This is a genomic window from Microbulbifer echini, assembly GCF_041447225.1.
GTDB lineage: Bacteria > Pseudomonadota > Gammaproteobacteria > Pseudomonadales > Cellvibrionaceae > Microbulbifer > Microbulbifer echini.
In genome coordinates, this window is the sequence record NZ_JBGMEL010000002.1 from 246,321 (window position 1) to 259,192 (window position 12,872).

Genomic DNA, 12,872 nt, shown 5'->3' on the forward strand with positions numbered 1-12,872 from the left:
CGATGTTGATGGGGAAGGGATAAATGAAACGGTCGGGGATTCTCGAGGTGATATTACTGGGATTGACGCTATGCGCGGTGATATCTCTTTCTATAGCGCACAGCTTGATGGTTACCTGGATAGCGCTGGAGTGGTTGGCTTTTCTCTGTGCGCTTTCTTTCGTGCTTCCCAAGGCATCTCTGATTACGAATTTTTTAAGCCGCACAGTTTCCCAGGCGTTGTGGCCGGAGAGCCGCTACTGGCTTTGGGTACTGGCCATAGCTCTCAACCTGATTGCGATTGCAGAGACACTGAGACTCAAGCCGCTTTAGTTTTACAGTCGCCGCGAGAAAATATAAACGGCCCGTGAGGACCGTTTATATTTGTTTGAAGTTAAGTAGCATTTCTTGCTACTGCGCAATTGAGGTCAGTTTTTCTTTCTGTGTTTCGCCGAGCAGGTGTTCGGCGAAAAAGAGTGCGGTCGCTTGGGTGAAGACATCGCTGTTTTCTTTCTTGCGATAACCGTGTCCCTCGTTCAATGCATTCATATACCAAACCCGGTTGCCGTTCTCACGCAAAGCCGCGACGATCTGTTCGGCTTCAGTGACAGGGACACGGGGATCGTTTTGCCCCTGAACCACAAACATGGGTACCTGGATGTCCTCGACATTGTTACTGGGGCTGATGTTCTCTAGAAAGGCGCGCATTTCAGGGTCGCGCTCATCGCCGTATTCCACCCGGCGCAGGTCGCGGCGATAGCTCTTGGTGTTGGTGAGAAAGGTGACAAAATTGGAGATGCCCACAATATCCACGGCCGCTTTAAGGCGGTCGGAATAGTGAACACTGCTGGCCAGCACCATATATCCGCCATAGCTGCCTCCGAACACCGCGACACGTTCAGCGTCCAAGTCTGGCTGGGTGGCAATCCAGTCCAGTAAGGCCCCGATATCCTTCACCGAGTCCTCGCGTTTATAACCGTTATCCATGGCCAGATAGCTTTTGCCATAACCGGCCGAGCCGCGCACATTTGGGGCGATCACCGCTGCCCCCAGCTTCTGCAGCCACAGCTGGTATTGGCTGGAAAACGTCGGGCGATATTGACCTTCGGGGCCACCGTGGATGGAAATGATTACTGGAGCGGGCCCCTTGGTATTACGAGGTTTGTAGACAAAGGCGGGGATTTTGCGCGGCTCGTCCTCCACCTTGTCGAAAGTGGGGTAGTGCACTAGTTCCGGCTCGATAAACTGCTCGGTATTCAGGCCTCCCACTTCGCTGAAGGTCCAGCGGTTGAGGTTGTTACTTGATAGTGGGCGCCGACCTAATGCCAACACAAAGGTGTCGGTTGGAGTTCTTGGGGTGTTCAGCGACATTGCCAGCTTGTCACCGCGGGGGTTGAACTGCATTCCACCGATGCCGCCGTTACTACCAATAACCCCAATAGGCAGTGAATCCTCCCTGCGGTAGCGGTCGCTGCGTGGGTCGTAGAGATAAAGGGCCGATACCCCATTTTCGTTAGCCACGAAGGCGCCTCGTCGGCCGTCGTCACTGAGAGTAAAGTTACTGATATCCCAGGGAATATCGGTAGTGATCACCTTTTCATCACCGCTGGCAAGGTCTTTGCGAATCAGGCGAGTGAACTCATTCCCCTTGTCGCTCACCAAAAATACAGAGCGGTCGTCGTAACTGAAGCCGGCAGGGAAGTTGCGCGAATCTTCTTCACCGTCTCCTGCGAGTAAAGTTACCTCACCGCTATCCAGATCCAGTAGGTGTACCTTGGATCGGGTAGAGGAAACGTATTGCAGGACCAGCAACTGGCTGCCGGACTGGGAGAAGCTAATCGGCCCCCACCAGCTGCCATCTTCCGACTTCAGGATCAGTCGGTCCGTTTTTTTATTGCCGACAAAGGTGGTCAGCCAGATGTCGTTGGCTCTGCCGTCGCGGCGGGTGCTCTGGTAGGCCAGTGCGGAGCCTTGCTTGTTCCAGGTGAGAACGCTGTTGCGGGACTTGCCGTCGCTGAGCCTCTCACTTTTGCCGCTGACACGGTCGAACAAGAAAACCTGTGCGTATTCGTTGCCGCCGGCGTCCATGGTGTAGGCCAGCTGCCGCTGTTGTGGCCGGGTGGCGACCTCATTGATGGGCTCTTCAAAAAAAGTGAGCTGACGGCGAACGCCACCGGCGTGCTCTACTTTGTGCAGTTGCTCGACTTCGCCGAAACGGGTGCTGATGTACATGCCCGTGCCATCCATATCCCAGCCGCGAAAGCTGGCCGAGCGCACATTTTGGTAGCGGTTGAGTTCTTCGACCAAGTTTTGCGGAATAGGAGGAATGTCCTCCAACAGCAGCTGGCCGTTATTTTCGGTACGGGTCTCTACCGCGCTGGCAACAGCCGCAGTCCCTATGAATATTACGCTTAGTAAGTGATGCCACTTCTTCATATTATTCTCCTTGGCTACGGCGCAGGGGCGCGCCTCTCTTGTTATTGGAATATGCCGACCACATATTACCGGTATTCCCGAGAGGGCAGAGTAGCAAGTCAGATCCACATCAGGTGGGCCGAGGTAATACGTGTGAATACAACAGATCCGAATATCGTATTTATTGGTGGGGCCGGCAATATGGCCGGCGCAGTTATCGGGGGGCTACTGGCGTCGGGTTACCCTACCAGTCAGATAGTGGCGACTGGGCGCGATCCGCTCAAGCTCGAGGCCTTTGCCAAGCGCCACGGTGTGGTAGCGCATGACGATAATATCGCTGCTATTAATGAAGCCGATGTGATTGTGTTGTCTGTTAAACCGCAGATGATGCGTGCTTTGTGTATGGATTTGCGTCCACATCTGGCAGAGCGCGCGCCGCTGATTATTACCCTGGCTGCGGGTATTCCCCTGGCTGCCTACCAGCGCTGGTTGGGCGAGTACCTGCCCATCGTTCGCGCCATGCCCAACACACCAGCCCTGGTGCGCGCCGGGGTAACCGGGCTCTATGCGGACGAGGCAGTAACGGCAGAACACCGCACGATCACCGAACGCATAGTGAACGCAGTGGGTATCTCCCTGTGGGTGGAGCAGGAGGAGGGCATAGATCAAGTGATCGCCGTGGCCGGGTCGGCGCCGGCGTATTTCTTCCAGTTTATGGAGGCGATGATCGACGCATCCACAGCCAGTGGCTTTGCCCGCGCCGATGCCGAGCGCCTCGTATTGCAAACTGCCCTGGGCGCCGCCAAACTGGCCATGGCCAGCGATGTGGACGTGGCTCAGTTGAAGCGCAATGTAATGTCCCCAGGAGGGACTACCGAACGCGCAGTAAAGCGCTTTGAGCAGGGCGGACTGCCGCAACTGGTCGCCGATGCCATGCGCGACTGCGCCGAGCGCGCTGCGGAGATGGCCCGCGAACTGGACCGTTAAACAACTCGACAAAAACGATGGTGCAGGCTGCGCCGCGAGCTAATCACTCTTTAGGGTTTTTCAATGACAAGTACCTTTAGCAATATCGGCGTTTTCCTGGTGGCTACCCTGGGCATCCTGTTTCTGTTTGCGGTCTTGATGCGCTTTTTACTGCAGTTGGCCCGGGCCGATTTTTACAATCCGATTTCCCAGGGCATCGTAAAAGTTACTAACCCGTTGCTGCTGCCACTGCGCAAAGCGGTGCCAGGGCTTTTCGGCCTGGATATGGCCTCTGTGGTATTGGCCCTGCTCGTTGGATTGGTGATGATCCTGGCTTGTGGACTACTTGCCGGTTTTGGCCTGTTTAATCCGCTGAGTGCGCTGCTCTGGTCCCTGATTGGCTGCGTCGCCACGGTGATCGCGGTAGTGTTTGTGGGCATGCTGATCTCTATTGTGTTTAGCTGGATCGCCCCACAGAGCAGCCACCCGGCACTGATGTTGCTGCGCCAGTTACTGGAACCTTTTTGCGCGCCGATTCGCCGTTTGATTCCGCCACTGGGGGTGATCGATATCAGTCCGATCTTTGTATTTATCTTGCTTACCGTGGCCGATAAATTACTGCTCGGGTTTGCCGGTATGGCGAATATGCCGCCCTTCGTCTACAGCCTTTTTTGGCATATTCCCGGTTTTTGAATCCTTTCTCTACAGATTTTCCGCCACGCGTACTGGATCGCATCTGGCGCGGTGTTAGACTTTTATACTAACGGCTGTCGGCCAAACCCAATGTAAAGGGGCTTGGCCGATAATTGCAGAGTATAAATAACAAGAACACTGTGAAATGGAAGACGCACTTTTACGCCAGCACATTGCCGAGTACGACCGTTGGAAGAAGAACCTGGACCGGCAGTTTGCCCGTTTCAGCCAGTGGTTACAGCAACACTTCCCCAACTCCGCCGGTGCCTGCCAGGTTGTCCAGCAGGCCCGAGCGCTTCTCACCGATGATCAGTTCACACTGGTATTTGTCGGTGAGTTTTCCCGCGGTAAGACAGAACTGATCAACGCTCTTCTGGCGCAGACCTATGGCCAGCGACTGTTACCCTCGAAACCTGGGCGCACTACCATGTGTCCAACGGAGATTTTCAGTGATGGCGGTGAACGCGCCAGCCTGCGTCTGTTGCCTATTGAGACTTTGGCAACCAATACCAGCCTGGAGAGTTTCCGGAGGATTCCGCAAAAGTGGGTCACCCACGAATTCGATGCAAATGACCCCGAGGCCACCCGTGAGGCCCTGCTGAAAGTCGCCGCGACTAAATCGGTATTACCCGAGGAGGCGGCGCGCTACGGTTTTGACCGCCGCCACCTGGATGACAAGGGTAACTTGGTGGAAATCCCCGCTTGGCGTTATGCGCTGATTTGTCTGCCACATCCCCTCTTAGATCAGGGCTTGCGTATTATCGATACGCCGGGACTGAACGCTCTCGGTAATGAGCCGGAGCTCACCCTGAGTACCCTACCCGGTGCTCAGGCGGTGGCGTTTTTGCTGGCCGCAGATGCCGGTGTCAGCGGCACCGATATGAATATGTGGGAGACCCACCTGGCTCCCCTGCGCGATCATCGTGGCACCTCAGTTATGGCGCTGCTCAATAAAGTGGATGTTCTCTGGGACGATCCCGATGAGGATGCGCAGCAGTTGCTGCGACGCATGCGTGCACAGGTTGCCAAGCTGCTTTCTCTACCGCTGGAAAGCGTCGCAGGAGTTTCGGCCAAAATGGCCCTGTTGGCGCGCCAGCAACAAGACGCAGAGCTATTGCGCAACAGCCGCTTCACCGATTTTGAAAAGCTGCTGGTCCAGCGTCTGCTGGAGCATCGCCAGAAAGTAGCGGAGCACCGCTCACTGCACCAGGCCCTCACTTTAATGGCGGACACCCGCGATTTGCTCAAGCGCCGTCTCAATAGCGGGCGTGCAGCGTTGGTGCACCTACAGCGCAACAGTGGCAGCACCGAGGAACAACTGGCCGAGCTGGGCCAGTTGCAGCAAACCGTGCGCGAGCAGCACAAGCTGTGCCACCAGGAGTTGCTCACAATGAAATCCAGTCAGCGCATGCTTATGCGGCAGAGCACCTCCTTGTTGGCTCCAATTACCATGCAGCAGCTGCAATTGTTGATCGATGAAACCAGTAAGGCATTACATAAGCGCTGGACTCCTATGGGGCTCGCCAAGGCGATCGATGCTTTTATGGAGGGGGTCGACGGCCAGCTCGCCAACCTGGAGCGCGAAGTCGATCAGGCGAATCGACTGCTGGATGCAATTTTTGAGCGCTCCAGCCTGAAGAAGGTGGAGGATGCCGAGCAGTACTTCACCATTCGCAAATTCCGCCTCACTTTGCGCGGTTTGCATCGCCAGGCGGCTCAGCTGCGGCGCTCTCCACAACTTCTACTGGCGAGGCGCAATCGCCTCAGCGAGCGCTTTGTCACCACTCTGGCCAGTGAGGTTGGGCGCCTGTACACCCAGATGAGCGGCGCTGCAGAAAACTGGTTGGAACAAGCGTTGGAACCACTGAAACAGCATACTCAGTATCAAAAACACCTGTTAAACCGTCACCTGATCAAACTCACTGAGCTGAAGCAGAAAACTCAGAGTCAGCATACGGATTTACGCACATTGGAAGATGAAGTGCTGCGCAATGATCGGGCTTTGTCGGGACTGGAAGAGTTGTTGCGCCACAGTGCCTCGGCACCACAGCCTCTGGCTCCCGCGCCGCGCGCGCACAATGTCACCCCGTTGAAGCCGGCCCTAAATACTTGAGGTACCCAGCGGCGGTTGGCAATTGTCAGAAGTTATAGCACTCCCGTACACTTGCTGCTCTGGCAATCGCCAACCGCTAAATAACCCGACAGATATTATTACTTTGTCCACGGAAAATCCCAGCGCCTCCCATGAGGCAACGAGCTCCGCCGAGGCGAGCTCAGTAGGCCTCGTTGCCGCGAAGAGCCACAAGTTTTGCGAAGCACTGCCGTTGGCCTGTGGTCGTGTTTTACAGGATTACACCCTGGTCTATGAGACCTATGGCGAGTTGAATGCCGATAAAAGCAATGCGGTGTTAATTTGCCATGCATTATCCGGCCATCATCACGCCGCCGGCCGGCACAGCCCTGAGGACAAGCACCCGGGGTGGTGGGATCACTACATTGGCCCCGGCAAACCCATTGATACCAATACATTTTTCGTGGTGGCCCTGAATAACCTGGGCGGTTGCCATGGTTCTACCGGGCCAGCCGCCATTAATCCCGCTACCGACAAACCCTGGGGACCGGACTTTCCCGCTCTAAGGGTGCGCGACTGGGTGCACAGCCAGGCGCGCCTGGCGGATGTGTTGGGTATTGAGCAGTGGGCCGCCGTGATTGGCGGTAGTCTGGGAGGCATGCAGGCCATGCGTTGGTCACTGGAGTACCCGGAGCGACTGCGTCACTGTGTGGTTATTGCTTCGGCGCTGAAACTTTCGGCGCAAAATATCGCTTTTAATGAAACGGCGCGCCAGGCGATTATTTCAGATCCGGATTTCTGCGGGGGGCGCTACTTGGAGGAGGGGAAGTTACCACGCGGCGGCCTAGCGGTGGCTCGGATGATCGGCCATATCACCTATCTCTCCGATGATGGTTTGGCGCACAAGTTTGGCCGGGAGTTGCGCTCCGGCAGTTTCCAGCAAGGTACTGGCGAAGAGGTAGAGTTTCAAATCCAGAGCTACTTGCGCTATCAGGGCGATCGCTTTTCCAGTAGTTTCGACCCAAATACCTACATCCTTATGACTCGCGCACTGGATTACTTTGATCTTGCGCGGGAATACGATGACGATCCGGTGGCGGCTTTCACTCATGCGCGCTGTCGCTTTCTATTGATTTCCTTTACTTCCGATTGGCGCTTTGCCCCCGGACGCTCGCGGGAAATCGCCGATGCGCTGATGCACGCCAACCTATCGGTCAGTTATGCCGAAATTGAGTCCGCTATGGGCCACGACGCCTTTCTGCTGCCGAACAGGCGCTACGAAGGTGTTTTCCGCGCATACATGCAGAGAGTAGCGGCCGAACAGGCAGCGGGGCTGCACCGATGAGGATAGACCTCAATGCAATCCAGGCGTGGATCGCCCCAGGCAGCCGTGTGTTGGACCTGGGTTGTGGCGATGGCGAACTGTTAGAGCAGCTGGGTAAGAAAAAAGGGGTTACCGGTTACGGCCTGGAAATAGATCCAGAGCAGATTACCCGTTGTGTGCAGCGTGGCGTCAATGTGGTGGAGCAAAATCTGGATACGGGACTCACCAATTTTGCCGATGCGAGCTTTGATACGGTGGTGATGACCCAGGCGCTGCAAACATTGAGGCACCCGCACCTTGTGGTACGGGAAATGCTCAGAGTGGGACGCGATTGCATCATTACATTCCCCAACTTTGGGCAGTGGAAGGCCCGCTGGCACTTGACATTTTCTGGGCAAATGCCGGTTTCCGATTTATTACCTTTTGAATGGTATGACACACCCAATATTCACTTTTGTACTTTCCGTGACTTCGAAGTACTGTGCCGGCAGAACGATTGGACTATTTTGCACCGGGAGGTAGTATCCGAGTCGAAATTGGGGGTAACCCTCAAAGACTTTTTGCCAAATTTATTTGGTGAGACCGCGATCTACCATCTAACTCGCTAAACTAATATCTGCGCCAAGTTTTGTTTCATCACTTTGGGGTAAATCGCAGGTTTGCGTGGTTGCCACTTTGAGGTCAGCCACTGGGAAATACGCGATTCTCCTGGTGAATCGCGCTCATAACAATTGGAGGTGACCCGTGAGACGTATTTTTGCTGCAGCTGCCACTTTGGCCCTGCTCTTCCTCGCCGCCGGCGCAGTTGCGCAACAGGCCCGCATTATTAAGAATTATGAGGATTTCGGTGATTATCGGGTTGTTTATTCTGTATTCAACAGTGATTTTATCCAGCCGGATATCGCGCAAAAATACCAATTGGTGCGCGCCAAAGACCGGGCTTACGTCAATGTTGCTGTTGTAAAAAAAGTTGGCGGCGCCAAAGGGCTCAGCGCCGAGATGTCGGGTAATGCGACCAATCTGATTCAACAGTCACGACCGCTAAAATTTACCGAAATCCGCGAGGGTGACGCGGTTTACTACCTGGCGCCACTGCGCTTTGAGAATGAAGAGACTCTCACTTTCAATGTGGATGTGACTCTGCCCAATGGCAAGAAAGAGACGGTTACTTTCCGCCGCAAGCTCTAGGGGTTTTGGTTGACTGTCTGGGTGAGTGATTTCCCTCTAGTCAATATGGCTTTCGGCCGTTTTGTAGCAGAGAGCAGTCCCTTTAAACTGAATCTATTGCGGGCCCAGTGCCCGTTTTTTATTTGATACCGCATGTTAAAACAAATTGTTCTGGCCAGCGGCAACGCCGGCAAATTGCGCGAGTTTTCTCAGCTTTTTAACAGCTGGGATATCGAGGTCCTGCCCCAATCGGAGTTCGGAGTTACCGATGCCGAGGAGACCGGGCTGAGCTTTATTGAAAATGCCTTGATCAAGGCGCGACACGCGAGTCAGGTCAGTGGCCTCCCTGCGCTGGCGGATGATTCCGGCTTGGCGGTGGATGCCCTTGGGGGCGCACCGGGCATTTACTCGGCGCGATATTCCGGAGATGGTGCCACGGATAAGCGTAACAACATCAAACTGCTTGAGGCCCTCGAAGGCGTCGAAGAAATACGACGCAGCGCCAGCTTTCACTGTGCCCTGGCCTTCGTGCGCAGTTTCGACGACCCCGTGCCTCTGGTGTGCAACGCTCAGTGGCGCGGCCGCATACTCAGTGAACCTGTGGGAGAGCAAGGGTTTGGCTACGACCCCCTGTTTTATGTGGCCTCTGAGGGGATGACCTCTGCTCAGCTGCCGCGCGAAGTAAAAAATCGTCTCAGCCACCGCGCCCAGGCTGTGGCTCAATTTGAAGTGATGTGGCGAGAAAATATGCGGGGTATCGACCTTGCTGGCCAGTAAGCACGGCCTGCAGTTACCGCCGCTCAGTCTCTACGTGCATATCCCATGGTGTGTGCGCAAATGCCCCTATTGTGACTTCAATTCCCACCAGGCGGCCAGGGACCATACGGATACAGAGTATGCGTTACCCCAGGCAGATTACGTGGCGCAGTTGCGCCTCGACTTAATCAGCCAGCTCTCCTGGGTGCAGGGGCGCAAGCTGCAGTCGATTTTCTTTGGTGGTGGCACCCCGAGCCTTTTCTCCCCCGAGGCCATCGGGCAAATTCTGGTTATGGCCGAGGAACTTGTGGGGTTCAGCGAGAGTATTGAGATTACCCTGGAGGCGAACCCAGGAACCTTTGAGCAGGAAAAATTTACTGGTTATCGCGCCGCAGGGGTCAATCGCCTCTCGATCGGTGTGCAGAGTTTCAGCAGCACTCAGCTGCATAACTTGGGCCGTATCCACAGTGGTGAGGAGGCCAGCAGGGCCCTGGACATGGCTCGCCGCGCAGGCTTCGATAATATTAATCTCGACCTTATGCACGGTCTGCCCGGACAGACTGAGGCCGAGGCGTTGGAAGACCTGCATCGCGCCGTTACCCTGGCCCCAGAGCATATCTCTTGGTACCAGCTCACCATAGAGCCGAATACGGCCTTCTACAGCGCACCACCCTCTACGCCGGGATCGCAGCTTATTGCCAGTATGCAGAGTCGTGGCCGTGACTTTCTCGCCTCGGAAGGGTATTTGCGTTACGAGGTCTCCGCCTACAGCGGCAAGGGCCTGGAATCCCGTCATAATCTCAATTATTGGGGGTTTGGCGATTACCTGGGAATCGGTGCTGGTGCTCACGGCAAGGTCACTCTTCCGGAGGAAGGACAGATACTTCGCAGTCGCCGTACACGTACACCCAGAGACTATTTGGCAATAACACCCGATACCAGAGCGCTGTTGCACCGCGCACTATCCGAACCCCATAGCGATCCGATTGAGGCCGAGGATTTGTCCTTGGAGTTCCTGATGAATGCACTGCGCCTAGTGGAAGGGGTGCCTCTGGATACTTTTGAGCGCTATACAGGCCTGCCTATAGAGGTTTTGCAGCGCCATTGGTCTGGCCTGATGGCGATGGATCTCGTACAGCCACTGGAGCAGTGCATCGCTGCCACCGCTTTTGGCTTCGACTATCTTGATGAGATTCTTCAGCGCTTCCTAGAGCAAGCGTGATGTTGGCTTGGGCTTGAAAACTGAATTAACGCCCCAATCTACGGGCTAACCGGCGTAGTCCAGCTGTATCCCACAGCCGGCATCGCGAGATGCTACGCCTGCGGAGGCCCCGCATCGAGTAACTAAAGAACAGGAAAGCAATATGAGCGAGCACGCAATCATCAACGTAACCGACGCTGAGTTCGAAGCTGAGGTTCTCAAAGCTGAAGGTCCGGTGTTGGTGGACTTCTGGGCTCAATGGTGCGGCCCGTGCAAAATGATCGCTCCGGTCCTGGAAGACCTGGCAGGTCACTATGGCGAAAAGCTAAAGATCGTTAAGGTTGACGTGGATGCCAATAAGGAAACACCGGCCAAGTACAATGTTCGCGGTATACCTACCCTATTGCTGTTTAAAGGTGGCAATGTGGAAGGTACCAAGGTTGGGGCACTGTCTCGCGCTCAATTAACTGAGTTCATTGACAGCCAGCTTTAATCTCGGCCAATTCATCCTGCAGAGGGCAAATTTCTTTGCAGGATGAGAAACAGCCGTTATACTGGCTGTAATTCTGTAATAGTTCAGTCAGCTGTGGGATCGGTAACGACCAGCTGAAGAAAACGCCCCCCCATAGGTCCTTGACCATTCCCGGCGTATTTATTCCTCGAGTTGAGCTTAATTGAGATAGCTTTTCCTGTAGAGTAGGAGAGCTAAAGCCCAATGAGTATTACGCTTTTGATAGGCATGGAGTCCTGGTGTACCGGGCAAAATTGACGAGCAAATCTCTGATTTTCAAACCCCTCCCCAAATTATTCCGGCGTGTCCGCGCCAATGACAACAGAAACCTTAATAAGCAATTGGTATGAATCTCTCCGAATTAAAAACTAAACCCATTGAAGAGTTGATTGAAATAGCCAAAGGCATGGGCCTGGAAAATCTGGCTCGGTCACGCAAACAGGATATTATTTTCAATATTCTCAAACGCCACGCGAAAAGCGGTGAAGATATCTATGGCGACGGCGTATTGGAAATCCTTCAGGATGGTTTCGGGTTTTTGCGTTCCGCTGATTCCTCTTATCTCGCAGGGCCGGACGATATTTATGTCTCCCCTAGTCAGATTCGCCGATTTAATTTGCGTACGGGCGATTCAATTTCCGGGAAAATTCGCCCACCCAAAGAGGGTGAGAGATATTTCGCTTTATTAAAAGTTAACGAGATTAATTTTGATAAACCGGAAAATGCCCGAAATAAGATTCTTTTCGAAAACCTTACCCCGCTTTTCCCTAATGATCGCCTGACTTTGGAATGTGGCAATGGCTCTTCTGAAGATCTGATCGGCCGCATTATCGATTTAGTGGCCCCCATCGGAAAGGGTCAGCGGGGCTTGATCGTGGCGCCGCCCAAGGCCGGTAAAACTATTATGTTGCAGAATATGGCCCAGGCCATTACACGCAATAATCCAGAGTGCCACCTCATTGTTTTGCTGATTGATGAGCGTCCGGAAGAAGTGACCGAGATGCAGCGTTCGGTGCGTGGAGAGGTGGTTGCTTCTACCTTCGATGAGCCGCCCGCACGCCACGTTCAGGTCGCTGAAATGGTTATCGAAAAGGCTAAACGCCTGGTAGAACACAAAAAAGACGTGGTAATTCTACTCGATTCCATCACCCGTCTGGCGCGCGCTTATAACACCACGGTACCGAGTTCTGGCAAGGTCCTAACCGGTGGTGTGGATGCCCATGCCCTCGAGCGCCCCAAACGCTTCTTCGGTGCTGCGCGTAACATTGAAGAAGGCGGAAGCCTGTCTATTATTGCTACTGCACTGATCGATACCGGCTCGAAGATGGACGAAGTAATTTTCGAAGAATTCAAAGGCACCGGCAATATGGAGCTGCAGTTGGATCGCAAGATTGCTGAAAAACGTGTATACCCGGCAATTAACGTGCGCCGTTCTGGGACGCGTCGCGAAGAACTGTTGATGCCTGAGGGTGAACTTCAGCGTGTATGGATCCTGCGCAAATTGCTACACGATATGGAAGATGTAGCATCAACGGAGTTCCTAGTGGACAAGTTGAAGGATTTCAAGAGTAATGACGAATTCTTCCTATCCATGAAACGGAAATAATTTTTATATATAAAAGGCGCCTATACCGGCGCCTTTTATATTCTGGATCGCACAAAGTGATTATTTGCGCGAATTAATGTTGAAAAGGCGAGCTATAAGGCATATAAAGTTCCACATCGTGGCGCTGGGTATGAAATTTATAGCGAGGCGCCCGACCGAATTGGCCCAGGATTTACTCCGTAAA

General features: G+C 54.1%; 12 protein-coding genes. 11 read left to right on the forward strand and 1 reads right to left on the reverse strand.

Annotated elements, in window-relative coordinates:
- Nucleotides 1-23: 23 nt before the first annotated feature.
- Entirely contained in the window at nt 24-311 is a 288-nt protein-coding gene (locus ACCI51_RS03320) for a hypothetical protein (protein ID WP_371842593.1), read from the forward strand.
- A gap of 78 nt (nt 312-389) precedes the next feature.
- On the opposite strand, the gene ACCI51_RS03325 is transcribed toward ACCI51_RS03320, so the two are convergent.
- Complete coding sequence (locus tag ACCI51_RS03325; RefSeq protein ID WP_371842594.1) at nt 390-2,414, reverse strand: S9 family peptidase; 2,025 nt, start codon at nt 2,412-2,414, stop codon at nt 390-392.
- A gap of 132 nt (nt 2,415-2,546) precedes the next feature.
- Here ACCI51_RS03325 and proC point away from each other — a divergent pair, with 132 nt between their 5' ends.
- The 10 genes from proC (at nt 2,547) to rho (ending at nt 12,688) form a co-directional block, all read left to right on the forward strand.
- Nucleotides 2,547-3,380: a pyrroline-5-carboxylate reductase gene (gene proC / locus ACCI51_RS03330; RefSeq protein ID WP_299580562.1), complete on the forward strand. Its 834-nt coding sequence runs from the start codon at nt 2,547-2,549 to the stop codon at nt 3,378-3,380.
- Nucleotides 3,381-3,443: 63 nt separating this feature from the next.
- Nucleotides 3,444-4,052 carry a YggT family protein gene (locus tag ACCI51_RS03335; RefSeq protein ID WP_371842595.1) on the forward strand — a complete coding sequence of 203 codons (609 nt, stop codon included), beginning with the start codon at nt 3,444-3,446 and terminating at the stop codon, nt 4,050-4,052.
- Between the two features lie 145 nt (nt 4,053-4,197).
- Entirely contained in the window at nt 4,198-6,165 is a 1,968-nt protein-coding gene (locus ACCI51_RS03340; protein ID WP_371842596.1) for a dynamin family protein, read from the forward strand.
- 103 nt (nt 6,166-6,268) lie between these two features.
- Nucleotides 6,269-7,468, forward strand: a complete 1,200-nt coding sequence (gene metX, locus ACCI51_RS03345) for a homoserine O-succinyltransferase MetX (RefSeq protein WP_371842597.1) — start codon at nt 6,269-6,271, stop codon at nt 7,466-7,468.
- On the forward strand, nt 7,465-8,055 hold the full coding sequence (gene metW / locus ACCI51_RS03350; protein ID WP_299580571.1) for a methionine biosynthesis protein MetW: 591 nt from the start codon (nt 7,465-7,467) through the stop codon (nt 8,053-8,055). The genes metX and metW overlap by 4 nt, the downstream gene beginning before the upstream one ends.
- Nucleotides 8,056-8,191: 136 nt before the next feature.
- Entirely contained in the window at nt 8,192-8,635 is a 444-nt protein-coding gene (locus tag ACCI51_RS03355; RefSeq protein ID WP_299580574.1) for a DUF4426 domain-containing protein, read from the forward strand.
- Between the two features lie 132 nt (nt 8,636-8,767).
- On the forward strand, nt 8,768-9,391 hold the full coding sequence (rdgB, locus tag ACCI51_RS03360) for an RdgB/HAM1 family non-canonical purine NTP pyrophosphatase (RefSeq protein ID WP_371842598.1): 624 nt from the start codon (nt 8,768-8,770) through the stop codon (nt 9,389-9,391).
- A complete protein-coding gene (gene hemW / locus ACCI51_RS03365) occupies nt 9,378-10,592 on the forward strand; it encodes a radical SAM family heme chaperone HemW (RefSeq protein WP_371842599.1) in 1,215 nt (404 codons plus the stop codon). The genes rdgB and hemW overlap by 14 nt, the downstream gene beginning before the upstream one ends.
- Before the next feature lie 142 nt (nt 10,593-10,734).
- Entirely contained in the window at nt 10,735-11,064 is a 330-nt protein-coding gene (gene trxA, locus ACCI51_RS03370) for a thioredoxin TrxA (protein WP_152450637.1), read from the forward strand.
- Between the two features lie 364 nt (nt 11,065-11,428).
- Nucleotides 11,429-12,688: a transcription termination factor Rho gene (gene rho / locus ACCI51_RS03375; RefSeq protein WP_299580584.1), complete on the forward strand. Its 1,260-nt coding sequence runs from the start codon at nt 11,429-11,431 to the stop codon at nt 12,686-12,688.
- The last annotated feature ends 184 nt before the right edge of the window (nt 12,689-12,872 follow it).